Below are 16,909 nucleotides of genomic sequence, written 5' to 3'. Positions count from 1 at the left end.
TGGTGGTGGATATCGGGCAGACCGAGCACCACGCTCGGCTTTCCGTTACAATGCCTCACCGTGCCGACAACAGAGTCGGAAAGTTCAGAAGAGGTGCCTTGTGGATATCATCGAAACGATTAAAGAGCAGATTGCCAACAACACCATTCTGCTTTACATGAAAGGCTCGCCGAATGCTCCACAGTGCGGCTTTTCCGCCAAGGCCGCGCAGGCCGTGATGGGCTGTGGCGAGAAGTTCGCCTACGTGGACATCCTGCAGAATCCGGAAATCCGCGCCAACCTGCCGAAGTACGCCAACTGGCCGACGTTCCCACAACTGTGGGTCGGTGGCGAACTGGTCGGCGGCAGCGACATCATGGCGGAAATGTTCGCCAACGGTGAGTTGCAGGCCCTGGTCAAGGATGCAGCGACCAAAGCGGCAGCGGCCAAGACCGAAGCCTGAGTCGATTGCACGCAATCCTGTAGGAGCCGGCTTGCCGGCGATGGCGTCCGCAAGATCGATACAAGACTTACGGGCCTCATCGCCGGCAAGCCAGCGCCTACAGAGATAGGTGTTTGTTTATTCGGCACCTGTAAAAAAGCCCCGCACTCTGAACAAGAAGGCGGGGCTTTTTAATGGGCGCTGTTTATTCGCCCATTTGCGACTGCAGGTAGTTCTCGAGACCGACTTTGTCGATCAGGCCCAGTTGGGTTTCCAGCCAGTCGATATGCTCTTCCTCGGATTCGAGGATATCTTCCAGCAGTTCGCGGCTGCCGAAGTCGCCGGTGGCTTCACAGTGGGCAATGGCCACTTTCAGGTCGGCATGGCCGCTGCGTTCGATGCGCAGGTCGCACTCGAGCATTTCCTTGGTGTGTTCGCCGATGTGCAGCTTGCCCAGGTCCTGCACGTTGGGCAGGCCCTCGAGGAACAGGATGCGCTTGATCAGCTTGTCCGCGTGCTTCATCTCGTCGATGGACTCGTGGTACTCGTGCTTGCCCAGCTTGTTCAGGCCCCAGTCTTCATACATGCGTGCGTGCAGGAAGTATTGGTTGATCGCGACCAGCTCATTGGCAAGGATCTTGTTGAGATGCTGGATGACCGTGATATCGCCTTTCATGGTGTGGACCTGTCCTGTAATAACTGACTATAAGGCAGAGTTTGATCCCGGCAACTTCGAGTGTCAAACCTAAGTTGTTGAATCATATATAAAAATTAATCGGAATAAGAATGTTTGTGTTCCGCGTCTTAGTCCTAAGCGATTGAATTACAGGCATAAAAAAACCGGACGCGAGGTCCGGCTCTTTTAAAGTTCGTTCTTTACGCGGCGGAAAATTCTACCGGGTAAGGGATCGCCGCCTGCTGGCTTTGCAGCTCGGTCAGGGTCTCGCGCACCACCTGCTTGGCCAGGCACGCACATTTGCCGCATTGGCTGGCCACGCCGGTGGCTTGTCGCACTTCGCGATAGCTGCAGCAACCTTCATAAATCGCTTCGCGGATTTGCCCATCGGTGACGCCAGTGCAGAGGCAGACATACATAAGGTGAGAACCATCGCTGATTAAGGCTCGATTGCGCTGGATCTTAATGTTAACGAGAATGATTGTCAAAGTGCTTTCGGTAAAGCTTTTGTCAGTGCGCTGCTTGTCTGACGAACGGTGTCACCGCCTTGGCGGGCGAGTTTGTAAAAAGCGTTGGGGACAGTGGAAAAACGCGGTGTATGATGGTCGGTCCTTAGGAAGGTAGGTCACGTCACAGTCTTGTCGTCTGCTTATGGCAGGCTGGGCTGGGCTGGACCTTGTTCTTTACCGCATCAACACCAGGAGATATCCAATGAGCGTACTCGTAGGCAAACAAGCCCCCGACTTCACCGTCCCTGCCGTACTGGGCAATGGCGAAATCGTTGAAAGCTTCACCCTGTCCTCGGCCATCAAAGGCAAATACGGCCTGGTGTTCTTCTACCCGCTGGACTTCACCTTCGTCTGCCCGTCCGAGCTGATCGCCCTGGACCACCGCATGGACGATTTCAAGGCGCGCAACGTTGAAGTCGTGGCCGTTTCGATCGACTCGCATTTCACCCACAACGCCTGGCGCAACACCGCCATCAATGACGGCGGCATCGGCAAAGTCAAATACACCATGGCTGCCGACATGAAGCACGACATCGCCAAGGCCTACGACGTTGAGTCCGAAGGCGGCGTGGCCTTCCGTGGCGCGTTCCTGATCGACGACAAGGGCGTTGTCCGCTCGCAGATCATCAACGACCTGCCGCTGGGCCGTAACATGGAAGAACTGATTCGTCTGGTCGACGCCCTGCAATTCCACGAAGAGCACGGCGAAGTCTGCCCAGCCAACTGGAAAAAAGGCGACAAGGGCATGGACGCTTCGCCAGAAGGCGTTGCCAAGTACCTGGCCGAGAACGCCGACAAGCTGTAAGCACCTGGCTTCACGCATAAAAAAACCGGTCTTGATGACCGGTTTTTTTATGGGCGGGGATTGCTTCGTCGACCGGATCAGTCGTTGTAGTCTTCCCAGCCGCCCATTTGCTTCCAGCGGTTGACGATGCCGCAGAACAGATCGGCGGTCTTCTCGGTGTCGTAGCGGGCCGAGTGGGCTTCGCGTCCGTCAAAGTCGATATCGGCCGCCTGGCAGGCCTTGGCCAATACGGTCTGACCGTAGGCGAGGCCGGCGAGGGTGGCGGTGTCGAAGCTGGAGAACGGGTGGAACGGGTTGCGCTTCATGTCCAGCCGCGCCACGGCGGCGTTAAGGAAGCCCAGGTCGAAGCTGCTGTTGTGACCAACCAGGATCGCGCGTTTGCAACCGTTGGCCTTCAGGGCCTTGCGCACACCACGGAAAATGTCGGTCAGTGCGGCTTCTTCGCTGACCGCCATGCGCAGTGGGTGATCGAGCTTGATCCCGGTGAACTCCAGGGCAGCGGCTTCGATATTGGCGCCTTCGAACGGCTCGACGCGGAAGAAATAGGTGTGCTCCGGGAACACAAAGCCTTTTTCGTCCATGCCGATGGTGGTCGCGGCGATTTCCAGCAGGGCGTCGGTGGCGGCGTTGAAACCTCCGGTCTCGACATCGACGACAACCGGCAGGTAGCCACGAAAGCGTGCGGCCATCGGGTGCCGGGAACCGGTACCGCCGCCATTGCCTTCTTGTTCGTCGTCGAAATGCTCTTCACTCACAGCGTTTTCTCCAGCAGGCGCCAGCGCAGTTTTTCACCGGCGCGCAGCGGGATGACTGACAGCTCGCCAAATGGCAGGCTGGTCGGGGCGGTCCATTCTTCACGGACCAGGGTGATCTGTTCGGTGTTCGCCGGCAGGCCGTAGAAGCGCGGGCCATGCAGGCTGGCGAAACCTTCGAGCTTGTCCAGCGCATTGCGCTGTTCGAAGGCTTCGGCATACAACTCGATCGCGGCATAGGCGGTGTAGCAGCCGGCGCAACCGCAGGCGGCTTCCTTGGCGTGCTGGGCATGGGGCGCCGAGTCGGTGCCGAGGAAAAACTTCGGATTGCCGCTGGTCGCCGCCGTCAGCAGGGCTTCCTGGTGCGTGCCGCGCTTGAGGATCGGCAGGCAGTAGAAGTGCGGACGGATACCGCCCACCAGCATGTGGTTGCGGTTGTACAGCAGGTGATGCGCGGTGATGGTCGCGCCGACGTTGGCCGGGGCCTCGCTGACAAACTGCACCGCATCCGCCGTGGTGATGTGTTCGAACACCACCCTCAGGCTCGGGAAACGCTCGACGACGCGGCGCATATGCTCGTCGATGAAGAGTTTTTCGCGGTCGAACACGTCGACCTCGCCACGGGTGACTTCACCGTGGATCAACAGCGGCATGCCGACTTCGGCCATGGCTTCCAGGACCGGGAAGATCGTGTCGATGCGGGTCACGCCGGAGTCCGAGTTGGTGGTCGCGCCGGCCGGGTAGAGCTTGGCGGCGTGGACGAAACCACTGGCCTTGGCGGCGCGGATGTCCTCGGGCTGGGTCCGGTCGGTGAGGTAGAGCACCATCAACGGTTCGAAGCGGCTGCCGGCCGGGCGCGCGGCGAGAATACGCTGGCGATAGGCGTCGGCTTCCGCGGCGTTGCGCACCGGTGGCACCAGGTTTGGCATGATGATGGCGCGGCCGAAGGTGCGCGCAACATCCGCGACAGTGTGGGGTAACGCAGCACCATCGCGAAGATGAATATGCCAGTCGTCGGGACGCAGCAGGGTCAGGCGGTCGGACATTGGGGATTCCAGGCGGGTCGAACTGAAGGGAATGCTACCGGAAAAGACGGCCTCAGGCACTCGCTATCAAGTTTTGCCACGGGCAACCGATACCACAGAGGTAGGGCGTGGAATCGGCATGCCTGTCTTGACGATGTAGACATTCAGTGGAGCCTCCCGTGCGCCAGCGTTATTTAGCCTTGCTCAGTATGTTCGCCAGCCTGCCTGCCATGGCCATGACTTTCCAGACCCGTCTGGAGAGCATCGAGTGGAAGGTGGAAGGGGACAAGTTCGAGTGTCGGCTGAGCCAGCCGATCACCGACTTCGGTGCCGGTGAGTTCGTGCGCCGGGCCGGCGAGCAGGTGACCTTTCGCCTGAAATCCTACAACCACGTACTCGGTGGCGGTTCGGCGACCCTGCTGGCCGCTGCGGCACCGTGGCAGCCGGGGCGCGGCGACATCAACCTGGGCTCGGTGCAGATCGGCAGTGGCGATGTGCTGTTTAACAGCTCCCAGGGCCAGGCCGGGCGTCTGGTCAGTGGCCTGATGGAAGGCCGCAGCCCGTTGGTTCGTCACTACTCCAGAGACGGTGGCGTTTCGGAAATACGCCTGCTGCCGGTGAAGTTCAGCAAGGCCTACAGCGACTACCAGGAGTGCACCGCGAAACTGCTGCCGAAGAATTTCGAGCAAGTGAAACAGGCGCAGATCGGTTTTCCCGGCACCGGCGTCGACCTCGATGCCCAGGCCAAGGCCGAGTTGCAGGTGATGCTCGACTTCATCAAGGCCGACCCGACCGTCAACCATATCGAACTCGACGGGCACTCCGACAATGCCGGCAATCGCCTGGCCAACCGTGACCTGTCACGCCGCCGGGCGCTGGCGGTGATGGACTTCTTCAAGGCCAATGGCATCCCCGAATCGGAGATTGTCATGCGCTTCCACGGCGAACGTTATCCGCTGGTGCCGAACAACAGTGCGGCCAACCGGGCGAAGAATCGCCGGGTCAATATCCATCTGGAGCGTGTCCCGGTCGCCGAGAAGTCCGCGCCGGCTCCTGCTCCCGCGCCTGTCGCCAATGCGGCGAGTGCGGCGAAGACCTCCTGAAGCGGCTGTTTTCGTCGCCGCCTCGACATTATCTGTCGCTTTGCCGTCCTAAGCTGTCGCGCCTCTGTAAATCCACCGGTTTGAGCGTTAGAATCGACGCCTTTCCGTACAACCCCGTGGAGTGATGGCATGGCCGACGTAAACAAGGTCGTTCTGGCGTATTCCGGCGGCCTGGACACTTCGGTGATCCTCAAGTGGCTGCAGGATACTTATAACTGTGAAGTGGTGACCTTCACCGCTGACCTGGGTCAGGGCGAAGAGGTCGAACCTGCACGTGCCAAGGCGCAAGCCATGGGCGTGAAAGAGATCTACATCGACGACCTGCGCGAAGAGTTCGTGCGCGATTTCGTGTTCCCGATGTTTCGTGCCAATACCGTCTACGAAGGCGAGTACCTGCTGGGTACTTCCATTGCGCGTCCGCTGATCGCCAAGCGCCTGATCGAAATCGCCAACGAAACCGGCGCCGACGCCATTTCCCACGGCGCTACCGGCAAGGGCAACGACCAGGTCCGTTTCGAACTGGGTGCCTACGCCCTCAAGCCCGGCGTGAAAGTCATTGCTCCGTGGCGTGAATGGGACCTGCTGTCCCGTGAAAAGCTGATGGATTACGCTGAAAAGCACAACATCCCGATCGAGCGTCACGGCAAGAAAAAATCCCCGTACTCGATGGATGCCAACCTGCTGCACATCTCCTATGAAGGCGGCGTGCTGGAAGACACCTGGACCGAGCACGAAGAAGACATGTGGCGTTGGACCGTCTCCCCGGAGAACGCGCCTGACAAGCCGCAGTACCTGGAACTGACCTACCGCAACGGCGATATCGTCGCGCTGGACGGCGTCGAAATGACCCCGGCCACCGTGCTGGCGACCCTGAACCGTATCGGTGGCGAACACGGTATCGGTCGTCTGGACATCGTCGAGAACCGTTATGTGGGCATGAAGTCCCGCGGCTGCTACGAAACCCCGGGCGGCACCATCATGCTGCGCGCGCACCGGGCGATCGAGTCGATCACCCTGGACCGTGAAGTCGCTCACCTGAAAGACGAGCTGATGCCCAAGTACGCCAGCCTGATCTACACCGGCTACTGGTGGAGCCCTGAGCGTCTGATGCTGCAGCAGATGATCGATGCGTCCCAGGCACACGTGAACGGTGTGGTTCGCCTGAAGCTGTACAAGGGCAACGTCATCGTCACCGGCCGCAAGTCCGACGAGTCGCTGTTCGATGCCAACATCGCCACCTTCGAAGAAGACGGCGGCGCCTACAACCAGGCCGACGCGGCCGGCTTCATCAAGCTCAATGCGCTGCGCATGCGCATTGCGGCGAACAAAGGCCGTCGCTTGTTCTGATCGGTTGTTGCCCTGAAAAGCCCCGGCCACTGGCCGGGGCTTTTTTTTGCCGTCGGGACGGTATTATTCATCCCGATTGTCGTTGCGGTGGTTGAGTTCGAAGCGGTAGTTTTTCCCGAGTTCGCAGACCTGGCGCACGGTCAGGTCGAGTTTTTGTGCGATTTCGATGGCGGTGTAACCGAGCGCGCAATAGTGCATGGCATGTCCGGCTATCGCATCCTGGGTGAACTCCGCGGTGGCGGAGTGCGACGCCCGGCATTTTCGAGTGAGGTGCAGCGAGCGGCTCTGGACGATCTTCAGACCGTTTTCCCGGGCCATGCGCTTTATCTCGTTCTTGTTCATCTTGAGCGAGTACTGCAGGGCGCAGATGCCCGCTCCTTTGGTAATCAGCTCGCGCAGCAGTTCGGTTTTGCGGGCTCTTTCCTGTTCCTCTTCCTCCGATGTGGGGGCGTGATCACCAGTGTCCGGCGGTGCTTGCTCGCAGACCGGGCCCTGCACGCGATCAATGGTGCCGCCGCGTTTGAGGAAGTCGTCTATGGCCAGATCCAGGTCAAGATCCAGAGGTTTGTGTGGGCTGAGATGCTTTTTGAAGGTGTGGTCGTTCATTATATATGGCCTGCTCGTCCGAGTCGTAGGATAGACCTTTGCTAATGTCATTCGATGTTAGGAATTGAATAAACGATTGGGTGGTGTTCGAAGGTCTTGAAGTGAGTCAGCAAGTATCGAGTTTGCAGCCCGCCAGGAAAGGATCAAGTCAGAGGGGGTTGCTTTCGGGCGATGCTTGTAGAATTGAAGGTAAGCGTTCTTGGCGGGGTGTAGTCCATTTCCTGTTCTTTTTATCGGTTGTGGATTGGCGTTTTTAAAGTGTGAGGTTTTACGGCTGTTAATGCTGAGGGCCGGGCGATATGGAGGTTGAACGACTCGGGGCAGATTGTGTAGGGGCGCGCGAAGAGCGCATGCAAGTTGTCAAACGTTTCTGATGACTGAATCTTAGAATAAACATCTTTTTGATAATGCGGTCTTTACTTATGTGTATGCCGGAGCGTTTTATGGCCACTTCCCGAGCCTGGCCCCGTGTGGCCCATGGACACGGGTGTCACCTGTCCAGGCAACGAGCGCGGGCTCGCGGCCAGGGCAGGGCTTGCCACACAGGGATGCATTATTTCTTGTTGCAGAAATCCATTAGACACACCATCGCCTTGCGTTCTAATGTTTGAAACCGGCAAAACGAAGCAAGAGGATGTCGTTCTGCTGGGGCCATAATGAAACTCTTCCGGGGAGGGGTGTTTATCATGGACTGTATGGCGCCCGGACGACTGGTTGTCCTCTGAGGCGTTGCACTTTTTATGATGGTGCTTTTTTTGTAGGGCAAATCTCTGTTGTTTGTAGGGAATGTCTTTGGCTGGTACTGCCCGGTGGAGGCGCTATGCCCAGGAGGGTATGACTAGGCTATTGTGCTGACTCTGAAAATTCGAACAGCGAAAATTGGACTTGCCCATGAATAAAGTGCTGATCGTGGATGATCATCCCGTCATTCGTCTTGCTGTACGTATGCTGATGGAACGTCATGGCTACGAAGTCATTGCGGAGACGGATAACGGTGTAGATGCTTTACAGCTGGCGCGGGAACATGCGCCGGACATTGTTATACTCGATATCGGGATCCCCAAACTGGACGGGCTGGAAGTCATTGCCCGTTTAACGTCTATGGGACTTTCTTTCAAAGTTCTGGTGTTGACCTCGCAGGCCCCGGGGCATTTCTCCATGCGTTGCATGCAGGCCGGCGCTGCGGGTTATGTGTGTAAACAGCAGGACCTGACTGAAATGCTCAGTGCCATCAAGGCGGTGCTATCCGGCTACAGCTATTTCCCCAACCAGGCCTTGCACACGGTGCGCTCCAGCCTGGGGAATGCCAGCGAGGCCGATATGGTCAACCGGCTTTCCGGCCGTGAAATGATGGTGTTGCAGCAATTGGCCAGAGGGAAGAGCAACAAGGAAATTGCCGATGGCATGTTCTTGAGCAACAAGACCGTCAGTACCTACAAAACGCGTTTATTGCTCAAGCTCAATGCCCGCTCGCTGGTTGACCTGATCGAGCTGGCACAGCGCAACGGCCTGGTTTAACGGCTGGCATTTGGCAGAGGACGCTTGGAGAAGGGGGAAGGCAGCAGGGAAGACAAGGAGAGCCCCTGGTATTTAGCCGGCAGGAGAGGGCCGCCGGTGCGGCATCGATGATGCTCCGTGTGAACAACGACACCTCTATAAACCGAAAAGCCTCCGCAAAGGAGGCTTTTGAGTGGGCGCATGTTAATTACAAGTCGAAATCATAATCTGCCAATTGCCTTTTCAGGCGGCGCTCTTCCAGCAGGTTATCGATGGTGCGGCGCTTGCTGAGGTTGGTTTTGGCGACTTCCACCACGGGTTCGCTGTCCTCGGTTTCGGCAGCGATGAAGTCGTCTTCTACGTCCAGTTGCTCTTTGTCGGTGCTCATAAACATAACTCCGGGCTAAGACTGCCGTTGGCGCCCCTTATATCGATAAATGCCCGTCTGGTAAAAAAGATTTTTTCAATCGCCTCATCAATAAAACCAATAGCGCCTCAATCGTCCGAGGTCTTGTCCTTGTAATCGCACAGGTCTTCGATCCGGCAACTGCCACAACGCGGTTTGCGCGCCTGGCAGACGTAACGCCCGTGGAGGATCAACCAGTGGTGGGCGTCGAGCAGGTAAGGCTTGGGTACAAACTTCATCAATTGCTTCTCGACCGCCACCACATCTTTGCCTGGCGCCAGGCCGGTGCGATTGCTGACCCGGAAAATATGCGTGTCGACGGCCATGGTCAGCTGCCGGAACGCGGTGTTGAGCACCACATTGGCGGTCTTGCGGCCGACGCCGGGCAGGGCTTCCAGGGCCTCGCGGGTTTGCGGCACTTCGCCGCCGTGGTTTTCCACCAACAGACGGCAGGTCTCGATCACGTTCTTGGCCTTGCTGTTGAACAGGCCGATGGTCTTGATATACGCCGACAGCCCTTCGACCCCGAGGGCGTGGATGGCTTGTGGGGTGTTGGCCACGGGATAGAGCTTGGCGGTCGCCTTGTTCACGCTGACGTCGGTGGCCTGGGCGGAGAGAATCACCGCGATCAACAGTTCAAAGGGGCTCGAGTAAGCCAGCTCGGTCTTGGGATCGGGATTGTCTTCGTGGAATCTGCGAAAGATCTCCAGGCGTTTGGCGGCGTTCATGGGGCGGTGGATTCCTTTGAAATTGAGGTTGGGCCCGGCTTGGCTGGCTGGCGCTGGCTCCAGGCCTGCCTGGCGGCCAGCAGCAGGCCCAGAAGGATAAAGGCCCCCGGCGTCAGGCTGGCCAGGTGCAGCCCGTCCTGGGTGGCCCACAGGCGTGGCAGCTCGCTCGCGCTCGGGACCAGCCAGCGCATATGATCCAGCAAGGTGCCGTTACCCAGCAGTTCTCGTAGCGTTCCCATGAGCAGCAGGCCAACCCCGAGGCTGGCGAGCAGGGTGGCGCTGGTCGTCAGGTGACGGCGCTCGAATGCTCCCAGGCGTTCCAATAGCAGGCATTGCAGGCTGATCAGGGCCGGGTAGATGCCCAGGGCCTGGTGCAGTTCCCAGGCCCAGGCCTGAAGGCTGAGGGACAGGCAACTGACCAGGGTGGCGGCGAGCAGGATGCTGCCCAGCGCGGCCAGCCCCGGGTGAATCCAGGGCTTGAGAGCCCGGCTCAACAAGCCATAGGCGCTGATCGTGATCAGGCTCAGGAGCCCGATCGAGAACGCCTTGAGCAGCGAGTCGCTGGCACCGAGCAACGGCGTCAGGACCAACGTTCCCTGGAACATCGCGGGTCTATTCATGAGCAGCTGTTCCCATGAGTGGCGCCAGGTGTTCATCGAAGTAGCGCAGGGCATCATGAATGGCGTCGACGGCGGCGCGGGAGGTGATCGTTGCGCCGGCGATCTGGTCGAATTGCCCGCCATCTTTTTTCAGTTTCCAGTCGTTATCGGGGGTATCCGCACTGGATTTGCCCAACCACTGTCGCCACCAGAGATTACCCGGGTCAGCGATTTTTGCTCCCAGCCCGGGTGTTTCCGAGTGCGACAAGGTCTTGACCCCGAGCAACCTGCCGTTGGCGCCAATCCCGATCATCAGTTCCAGCGGGCCACCGTAACCCTGGGTCCGACTTTGCAGGACAACCGCTGCCGGTTGTCCATCCTTGAGCATCAGGACGGCGCTGATCAGCAGGCTGTGGGGTTGCTGCGGCGCCTCCAGCAACAGTGGGCGGTTCTGGTATTGCCCTGGCGGCAAGACATCGAGCAGCCTGCGGTTTTCAATCGCCTCGCGTTGCTCCTGGATCCGCGGCCACGCGTGTTGCCGTGCCTGCCAGGTCAGGCCGATCCCCAGCCCGGCGATGGCCAGCAGGATAAGTGCCGAGGCGGTTCTGTTCATGCTGTCGGCTCCTTCACAGGGCTGGCCGTCAGGCGTTCCAGGGACGGTACCGCGAGGTTCATCAGCAGCACGGCAAAGGCCACGCCATCGGGGTAGCTGCCCCAGGTGCGGATCACGTAGGTCAGCGTGCCGACGCCGATGCCGAACAGCAGGCGGGCCCTGGGGCTTCTGGCGCCGGAGACCGGCTCGGTGACGATGAAAAATGCACCGAGCATGGTCGCGCCAGTCAGTAGGTGAAACAGCGGCGAGCCGTGGGAATCCGAGCCGGAACCATTCCAGAACAGCAGGCTGAGGATAAACAGGCTGCCCAGCATCCCCGCCGGCGCATGCCAACTGAAGACTTTTTGCCTGAGCAGAAAGGCGCCGCCGGCAAGAAAGGCCAGATTGAGCCATTCGCTGCCCTTGCCGCCAAAATGCCCGAACGCGGGGTTACCGGCAAAGAGCTCGTCCATGGTCAGGCTTTTGTTGATACGCAGGGTATCGAGTGCGGTGGCCTGGACCCAGGCGTCCGGCTGCCCGTCGAGATGCACACCGAAGACCGATTGCAGGCCGCCGAGCAGGTCCAGGCCATGGTTGACCGACCAATGGGTCATGGTGCCGGGAAAGCTGACGAGGACCAGGGCATAACCGAGCATGGCTGGATTGAATGGATTTTTCCCCACTCCGCCATACAGGTGTTTGCCCAACAGCAAGGCGCTGGCTGCCGCCGTGACGGTCAACCACCAGGGGCAATAGGGCGGCAGGGCGATGGCCAGCAGGACGGCGCTGACCAGGGCGCTGCCGTCCATCAACGCGGGGCGTACCGGACGGCGACGCAAACCGAGGGCCAGCGCTTCGGCTGCCAGCGCGGTGGTACCGGCCAGCAGCAGGTTGATCAGGATGGCCCAACCCGTGAGCCAGAGCAGCACCGCGATTCCAGGCAAGGTGGCGAGCAACACCCATTGCATGGCCTGGCGGGTGCGTTCGTCTGGCGTTTCAAGGGGCCGCATGGGCTTTCTCGGCGTCGCGCAGGGCCTGTTCCGCCGCCTCGAATTGCTCTTGCAGCAGCACCAGTTGCGCGGCCTGTTCGGCAATGGGCGGGTGGCCGAAAGCTTTCAGCGATTTGTTCAACTGCGCTCGGCTCATGGCCAGAGTGATCTTGGCTTTTTTCAGGGCCGCGTCGGCGGCCTCGGCTTTCTGCGCCTTGATCCGCGCAATGGCGTCCTGCACCGGGTTGGTCGCAACGGGCTCGGGTTGCGCCGCACGCTGCGTACGGGCCAGGCGCTCGGCCTGCTTGCGCTGTTCTTCGGCGTGCAGCCGGGCGTTACGGTTTTCGAAGCGCCGCCGGGCGCGATTGCGTTTTTCCGTGCGCGCCTGTCGTTCTTCGGTGCTGTTGGCCAGGCCGCCGACCACCGGCACGACCTGGGCGATGGGCAGCGGATGCATTTCGATGCAATCCACCGGGCAGGGCGCCACGCACAGGTCGCAGCCGGTGCACTCGTCGACGATCACGCTGTGCATCCACTTGGCCGCGCCGACAATGGCATCCACCGGGCAGGCCTGGATGCACTTGGTGCAACCGATGCACTCGGCCTCGCGGATAAACGCGACCTGGGCCGGGGCGCTGCCGCGTTCCGGATCCAGCAGCAGGACCGGCACGTGCAGCAGTTCGGCCAGGGCGGCAATGGTTTCGCCACCGCCCGGCGGGCATTTGTTGATCGCTTCGCCCTGGGCGATGCCTTCGGCGTAGGGCTTGCAGCCCGGGTGCCCGCATTTACCGCATTGGGTCTGCGGCAGCAGGGCATCGATACGTTGAATCAGGCTCATGGTTTGACCAATGCAGTTAAACCGAGGAACGCCACGCCCATCAAACCGGCGCCGATCAGCTCGATCGGCAGGCCGCGAAAGGGTAATGGAACCTCCTCGTGGAAAGTACGCTGGCGCAGGTCGTTGAACAGGTTCAGGACCAGCCAGAAACCCAGTCCGGCACCCAGGCTGGTGAGGAGCGCCTGGGCCAGTCCCTGGTCATTGGCGGCGTTGAGCAGGCTCAAGCCGAGGATGCCGGCATTGCCCAGCAGCAGCGTTGTGAGTCCGGCAAACGGCAGGCGTGGCAGGCAGCGCGCAAGCAGGGTCAGGACCGGGCCGATCAGCAATACGCTGGTGGGCAGGAAGACGAACAGCTTGAAGGCCTCCAGACCCTGGGGCAGCAGCACATAGTGGTAGAGGCTGTGGCTGATCAGCGTTGTGATCAGCATCAGGGTGCTGGTGGCAATTCCCAGCGCGTGGAGTGCCAGGCGTTCGCCGGCGGCGTCTGGCCTGGCCTGCAGCAGTGGATCGACGCCCAGGGGCCAGTGCAACACGAAATTGTTGAGCAGGGCTGCGCTGACGAGGGGAAAAACAAAATCGATCATGATCATGCCGGATTAGCGAACAACACTGATTATCCGGCAAGGAGGGACTGCGTACCAGTTTTGCGACATCGCGGGCCATGAATGCACATGGCCCGCGAGCAGGGGCGAACGGTTACTTGATCCGCTGGCCTGGCTTGGCGCCGGTGTCCGGGCTCAGCAGGTAGATTTCTTCACCGCCGGGGCCGGCCGCCATCACCATGCCTTCGGAGATGCCGAAGCGCATTTTCCGTGGCTTGAGGTTGGCGATCATCATGGTCAGGCGACCTTCCAGTTCGGCCGGGTTCGGGTAGGCGCTCTTGATCCCGGAAAACACGTTGCGTTGCTCATCGCCGATATCCAGGGTCAGGCGCAGCAGCTTGTCCGCGCCCTCGACGGCTTCGGCCTTGAGAATCAGCGCGACGCGCAGGTCGACGGCGGCAAAGGCGTCGAAGTCGATTTCCGCCGACAGCGGGTCCTTGGCCAGCTCGCCGTTGCCTTGCGGGGCGGCGCTACCGGTGTCGGTCTGGCTGGCGGTGAGGTCTTCCTTCGAGGCGTCGGTCATGGCTTGTACTTTTACCGGGTCGATACGGGTCATCAAGGGCTTGAACTCGTTCAACTGATGGTTGGCGAGCAAGGTGGCGTGATCGTTCCAGGTCAGCGGCGCGACATTCAGGAACGCCTCGGCATCGGCGGCCAGCAGCGGCAGCACCGGCTTGAGGAAGATGATCAACTGGCGGAACAGGTTGATGCCCAGGGCACAGACGGCCTGGACTTCATCCTGCTTGCCTTCCTGCTTGGCCAGGGACCAGGGTGCCTTGTCGGCGATCCAGGCGTTGGCGCGGTCGGCCAGGCCCATGATTTCGCGCATGGCCCGGGCGAAATCCCGTGCCTCGTAGGCCTCGGCGATGCTCGGGGTGGCGGCGAGGAAGGCGTCGGTCAGTTCCGGCGCGGCGTTGCCGGCCACCAGCACACCGGCATTGCCCTTGTGGATAAACCCGGCGCAACGGCTGGCGATGTTGACTACCTTGCCCACCAGGTCCGAGTTGACCTTCTGCACGAAGTCTTCCAGGTTCAGGTCGAGGTCGTCGACGCCTTTGCCCAGCTTGGCCGCGTAGTAGTAACGCAGGTATTCCGGGGACAGGTGGTCCAGGTAGGTGCGGGCCTTGATAAAGGTGCCGCGGGACTTGGACATTTTCTGGCCGTTGACGGTCAGGTAGCCGTGCACGTTGATCCCGGTCGGCTTGCGGTAGCCCGCGCCTTCGAGCATCGCCGGCCAGAACAGGGCGTGGAAGTTGACGATGTCCTTGCCGATGAAGTGGTACAGCTCGGCGGTGGAGTCCTTGCCCCAGAACGCGTCGAAGTCCAGTTCCGGACGCCGTGCGCAGAGGTTCTTGAAGCTGGCCATGTAGCCGATCGGCGCGTCCAGCCAGACGTAGAAATACTTGCCCGGCTCATCCGGGATCTCGAAGCCGAAATACGGCGCATCGCGGGAGATGTCCCACTGTTGCAGGCCGGCATCCAGCCATTCGGCGATCTTGTTCGCCACGGCGTCCTGCAAGGTGCCGCTGCGGGTCCAGGTTTGCAGCATGGCCTGGAAGTCCGGCAGCTTGAAGAAGAAGTGCTGGGAATCCTTGAGCACCGGAGTCGCGCCGGAAATCGCCGATTTCGGGTCTTTCAGATCGGTCGGTGCATAGGTGGCGCCGCATTTCTCGCAGTTGTCGCCGTACTGGTCTTCGGTGCCGCATTTCGGGCAGGTGCCCTTGATGAAGCGGTCGGCCAGGAACATCTGCTTTTCCGGGTCGAAATACTGGGTGATCGAACGCGTGGCGATATGCCCGGCGTCGCGCAGGCGCAGGTAGATCTGATTGGACAGTTCGCGGTTTTCCTCGGCGTGGGTCGAATGGAAATTATCGAACTCCACGAGGAAGTCGGCGAAGTCGCCGCTGTGCTCGACCTGGACGTTGGCGATCAACTGTTCCGGGGTGATGCCTTCCTTCTCGGCGCGCAACATGATGGCCGAGCCGTGGGCGTCGTCAGCGCAGACGTAGATGCATTGATTGCCGCGGTGCTTCTGGAAGCGCACCCACATGTCCGTCTGGACATACTCGACCATGTGGCCAAGGTGAATGGAACCATTGGCATAGGGCAGGGCGCTGGTGACGAGGATCTGGCGTGGCTCGGACATGGGGCTCGGCTACTTGAAGTGAAACGGAGATCGGCCACTATAAAGCCCCGGCGCACATAATTCACCCCTTGTGGAATGTCTCTGCGCTTCAGAACGGTTAGGATAGCTGCCTGTTTTACTCAGTCTTTTTCGGGAGTTGCCCATGAGCGCAGTCAATCGCGCAGCGGTGGAGGCCGTCCTCCGCCAGTACACCGACCCTTATCTGAACCAGGACCCGGTCAGCGCCGGCTGCGTGCGGGCCATCGATATCCAGGGTGATCGCGTAACGGTCCGGCTGGAGCTGGGTTATGCCGCCGGCCTGTTCAAGAGTGGCTGGGCGCAGATGCTGCAGATGGCCGTCGAAGGCCTGGACGGCGTGGCTTCGGCCAAGGTCGAGATCGATTGCGTGATCGCCGCGCACAAGGCCCAGGCGCAGATCCCGGGCCTGGCCAACGTGAAGAACGTGGTGGCGGTGGCCTCCGGCAAGGGCGGGGTGGGCAAGTCGACCACGGCGGCCAACCTGGCGCTGGCGCTGGCTCGCGAAGGGGCTCGGGTGGGGATTCTCGACGCCGATATCTACGGGCCGAGCCAGGGCATCATGTTCGGCGTCGCCGAAGGCACGCGGCCGAAGATCAAGGACCAGAAATGGTTCGTGCCCATCGAGTCCCATGGCGTGGAAGTGATGTCCATGGCTTTCCTAACCGACGACAACACGCCGATGGTCTGGCGCGGTCCGATGGTGTCCGGGGCTTTGTTGCAATTGGTGACCCAGACCGACTGGGGCAACCTGGACTACCTGGTGATCGATATGCCGCCCGGGACTGGCGATATCCAGCTGACCCTGGCGCAGAAGGTTCCGGTGGCCGGCGCGGTGATCGTCACCACTCCCCAGGACCTGGCCTTGCTGGATGCGCGCAAGGGCGTGGAGATGTTCCGCAAGGTGAATATCCCGGTGCTGGGTGTCGTGGAGAACATGGCGGTACACATCTGTTCGAACTGCGGTCATGCCGAGCACCTGTTCGGCGAGGGCGGCGGTGAGAAGCTGGCGAGCCAATATGGTGTCGAGCTGCTGGCTTCGTTGCCGCTGTCGATGCTGATCCGTGAGCAGGCCGATGGTGGCAAGCCGACGGTGATCGCCGAGCCGGACAGCCAGATCGCCATGGTCTACCAGGAGCTGGCACGGCACGTGGGCGCGCGGATCGTGTTGCAGGAAGCGGCCAGCCAAGCCATGCCGAATATCACCATCAGCGACGATTGATGCCGTTGCGCCTCAATCGAGGCGCAGCGCG

Annotated in this window: 18 protein-coding genes and 1 pseudogene; 6 read left to right on the top strand and 13 right to left on the bottom strand. The window is 60.5% G+C overall.

The features are described 5' to 3' along the window. Positions 1-100: 100 nt before the first annotated feature. Positions 101-442: a Grx4 family monothiol glutaredoxin gene (gene grxD, locus M5B42_RS14745; RefSeq protein ID WP_103494169.1), complete on the top strand. Its 342-nt coding sequence runs from the start codon at positions 101-103 to the stop codon at positions 440-442. Positions 443-626: 184 nt separating this feature from the next. Here the strand turns inward: grxD and bfr are convergent, their stop codons facing one another. Both bfr and M5B42_RS14735 read right to left on the bottom strand, forming a co-directional pair. After that, complete coding sequence (gene bfr, locus M5B42_RS14740; protein ID WP_152740902.1) at positions 627-1,097, bottom strand: bacterioferritin; 471 nt, start codon at positions 1,095-1,097, stop codon at positions 627-629. Between the two features lie 200 nt (positions 1,098-1,297). Beyond that, positions 1,298-1,516: a bacterioferritin-associated ferredoxin gene (locus M5B42_RS14735; RefSeq protein ID WP_103494167.1), complete on the bottom strand. Its 219-nt coding sequence runs from the start codon at positions 1,514-1,516 to the stop codon at positions 1,298-1,300. 292 nt (positions 1,517-1,808) lie between these two features. Here M5B42_RS14735 and M5B42_RS14730 point away from each other — a divergent pair, with 292 nt between their 5' ends. Continuing rightward, positions 1,809-2,411: a peroxiredoxin gene (locus tag M5B42_RS14730; protein ID WP_248746267.1), complete on the top strand. Its 603-nt coding sequence runs from the start codon at positions 1,809-1,811 to the stop codon at positions 2,409-2,411. 77 nt (positions 2,412-2,488) lie between these two features. On the opposite strand, the gene rnt is transcribed toward M5B42_RS14730, so the two are convergent. Together rnt and pyrC are read right to left on the bottom strand one after the other, a co-directional pair. Next, positions 2,489-3,166: a ribonuclease T gene (rnt, locus tag M5B42_RS14725; protein ID WP_103494165.1), complete on the bottom strand. Its 678-nt coding sequence runs from the start codon at positions 3,164-3,166 to the stop codon at positions 2,489-2,491. After that, entirely contained in the window at positions 3,163-4,209 is a 1,047-nt protein-coding gene (gene pyrC, locus M5B42_RS14720; protein ID WP_248746266.1) for a dihydroorotase, read from the bottom strand. The genes rnt and pyrC overlap by 4 nt, the downstream gene beginning before the upstream one ends. A gap of 158 nt (positions 4,210-4,367) precedes the next feature. Between pyrC and M5B42_RS14715 the strand changes: the two genes are divergently transcribed. Together M5B42_RS14715 and M5B42_RS14710 are read left to right on the top strand one after the other, a co-directional pair. Beyond that, entirely contained in the window at positions 4,368-5,291 is a 924-nt protein-coding gene (locus M5B42_RS14715; RefSeq protein WP_103494163.1) for an OmpA family protein, read from the top strand. Between the two features lie 129 nt (positions 5,292-5,420). Beyond that, positions 5,421-6,638 (top strand): argininosuccinate synthase, encoded by a 1,218-nt coding sequence (locus tag M5B42_RS14710; protein ID WP_100944481.1) that lies wholly within the window; start codon positions 5,421-5,423, stop codon positions 6,636-6,638. Positions 6,639-6,701: 63 nt separating this feature from the next. Here M5B42_RS14710 and M5B42_RS14705 read toward each other — a convergent pair whose 3' ends face one another. Beyond that, positions 6,702-7,244 carry a hypothetical protein gene (locus M5B42_RS14705; protein ID WP_248746265.1) on the bottom strand — a complete coding sequence of 181 codons (543 nt, stop codon included), beginning with the start codon at positions 7,242-7,244 and terminating at the stop codon, positions 6,702-6,704. Between the two features lie 891 nt (positions 7,245-8,135). On the opposite strand from M5B42_RS14705, the gene M5B42_RS14700 reads away from it, so the two are divergent. Further along, entirely contained in the window at positions 8,136-8,762 is a 627-nt protein-coding gene (locus M5B42_RS14700) for a response regulator transcription factor (RefSeq protein ID WP_040070340.1), read from the top strand. 187 nt (positions 8,763-8,949) lie between these two features. On the opposite strand, the gene M5B42_RS14695 is transcribed toward M5B42_RS14700, so the two are convergent. The 8 genes and pseudogenes from M5B42_RS14695 to metG all read right to left on the bottom strand — a co-directional run bounded on the left by M5B42_RS14695 (position 8,950) and on the right by metG (position 15,641). Beyond that, the gene (locus M5B42_RS14695; RefSeq protein WP_100944479.1) at positions 8,950-9,129 is read right to left on the bottom strand and encodes a hypothetical protein; all 180 of its coding nucleotides are present in this window, start codon (positions 9,127-9,129) and stop codon (positions 8,950-8,952) included. A gap of 107 nt (positions 9,130-9,236) precedes the next feature. After that, positions 9,237-9,875: an endonuclease III gene (gene nth / locus M5B42_RS14690; protein ID WP_103494161.1), complete on the bottom strand. Its 639-nt coding sequence runs from the start codon at positions 9,873-9,875 to the stop codon at positions 9,237-9,239. Beyond that, entirely contained in the window at positions 9,872-10,495 is a 624-nt protein-coding gene (locus M5B42_RS14685) for an Rnf-Nqr domain containing protein (protein ID WP_248746264.1), read from the bottom strand. Before M5B42_RS14685 ends, nth begins: the two co-directional genes overlap by 4 nt. After that, complete coding sequence (locus tag M5B42_RS14680) at positions 10,488-11,087, bottom strand: RnfABCDGE type electron transport complex subunit G (RefSeq protein ID WP_248746263.1); 600 nt, start codon at positions 11,085-11,087, stop codon at positions 10,488-10,490. Before M5B42_RS14680 ends, M5B42_RS14685 begins: the two co-directional genes overlap by 8 nt. Beyond that, positions 11,084-12,076 carry an RnfABCDGE type electron transport complex subunit D gene (locus M5B42_RS14675; RefSeq protein WP_177102762.1) on the bottom strand — a complete coding sequence of 331 codons (993 nt, stop codon included), beginning with the start codon at positions 12,074-12,076 and terminating at the stop codon, positions 11,084-11,086. Before M5B42_RS14675 ends, M5B42_RS14680 begins: the two co-directional genes overlap by 4 nt. A 19-nt stretch (positions 12,077-12,095) precedes the next feature. After that, a pseudogene (gene rsxB / locus M5B42_RS14670) lies at positions 12,096-12,893 on the bottom strand (electron transport complex subunit RsxB); the annotation flags it as partial. Continuing rightward, a complete protein-coding gene (locus M5B42_RS14665) occupies positions 12,890-13,477 on the bottom strand; it encodes an Rnf-Nqr domain containing protein (protein WP_103494191.1) in 588 nt (195 codons plus the stop codon). The pseudogene rsxB and the gene M5B42_RS14665, both read right to left, overlap by 4 nt. 112 nt (positions 13,478-13,589) lie before the next feature. Continuing rightward, entirely contained in the window at positions 13,590-15,641 is a 2,052-nt protein-coding gene (gene metG / locus M5B42_RS14660; RefSeq protein WP_248746262.1) for a methionine--tRNA ligase, read from the bottom strand. 142 nt (positions 15,642-15,783) lie between these two features. On the opposite strand from metG, the gene apbC reads away from it, so the two are divergent. Next, positions 15,784-16,878 carry an iron-sulfur cluster carrier protein ApbC gene (apbC, locus tag M5B42_RS14655; protein WP_177102760.1) on the top strand — a complete coding sequence of 365 codons (1,095 nt, stop codon included), beginning with the start codon at positions 15,784-15,786 and terminating at the stop codon, positions 16,876-16,878. Positions 16,879-16,909: the final 31 nt, after the last annotated feature.

The sequence above is a fragment of the Pseudomonas sp. MWU12-2037 genome (assembly GCF_023242345.1).
In the GTDB taxonomy this organism is placed as follows: Bacteria; Pseudomonadota; Gammaproteobacteria; order Pseudomonadales; family Pseudomonadaceae; genus Aquipseudomonas; species Aquipseudomonas gingeri_D.
The sequence above is the reverse complement of the archived record's forward strand: the minus strand, read 5'-3'. Positions and strand labels throughout refer to the sequence as shown.

Excerpts from the sequence above, each read along its gene's own strand:
- bfr (WP_152740902.1), bottom strand. The coding sequence starts at position 1,097 with ATGAAAGGCGATATCACGGTCATCCAGCATCTCAACAAGATCCTTGCC.
- M5B42_RS14735 (WP_103494167.1), bottom strand. The coding sequence starts at position 1,516 with ATGTATGTCTGCCTCTGCACTGGCGTCACCGATGGGCAAATCCGCGAA.
- M5B42_RS14730 (WP_248746267.1), top strand. The coding sequence starts at position 1,809 with ATGAGCGTACTCGTAGGCAAACAAGCCCCCGACTTCACCGTCCCTGCC.
- pyrC (WP_248746266.1), bottom strand. The coding sequence starts at position 4,209 with ATGTCCGACCGCCTGACCCTGCTGCGTCCCGACGACTGGCATATTCAT.
- M5B42_RS14710 (WP_100944481.1), top strand. The coding sequence starts at position 5,421 with ATGGCCGACGTAAACAAGGTCGTTCTGGCGTATTCCGGCGGCCTGGAC.
- M5B42_RS14705 (WP_248746265.1), bottom strand. The coding sequence starts at position 7,244 with ATGAACGACCACACCTTCAAAAAGCATCTCAGCCCACACAAACCTCTG.
- M5B42_RS14700 (WP_040070340.1), top strand. The coding sequence starts at position 8,136 with ATGAATAAAGTGCTGATCGTGGATGATCATCCCGTCATTCGTCTTGCT.
- M5B42_RS14695 (WP_100944479.1), bottom strand. The coding sequence starts at position 9,129 with ATGAGCACCGACAAAGAGCAACTGGACGTAGAAGACGACTTCATCGCT.
- nth (WP_103494161.1), bottom strand. The coding sequence starts at position 9,875 with ATGAACGCCGCCAAACGCCTGGAGATCTTTCGCAGATTCCACGAAGAC.
- M5B42_RS14685 (WP_248746264.1), bottom strand. The coding sequence starts at position 10,495 with ATGAATAGACCCGCGATGTTCCAGGGAACGTTGGTCCTGACGCCGTTG.
- M5B42_RS14680 (WP_248746263.1), bottom strand. The coding sequence starts at position 11,087 with ATGAACAGAACCGCCTCGGCACTTATCCTGCTGGCCATCGCCGGGCTG.
- M5B42_RS14675 (WP_177102762.1), bottom strand. The coding sequence starts at position 12,076 with ATGCGGCCCCTTGAAACGCCAGACGAACGCACCCGCCAGGCCATGCAA.
- M5B42_RS14665 (WP_103494191.1), bottom strand. The coding sequence starts at position 13,477 with ATGATCGATTTTGTTTTTCCCCTCGTCAGCGCAGCCCTGCTCAACAAT.
- metG (WP_248746262.1), bottom strand. The coding sequence starts at position 15,641 with ATGTCCGAGCCACGCCAGATCCTCGTCACCAGCGCCCTGCCCTATGCC.
- apbC (WP_177102760.1), top strand. The coding sequence starts at position 15,784 with ATGAGCGCAGTCAATCGCGCAGCGGTGGAGGCCGTCCTCCGCCAGTAC.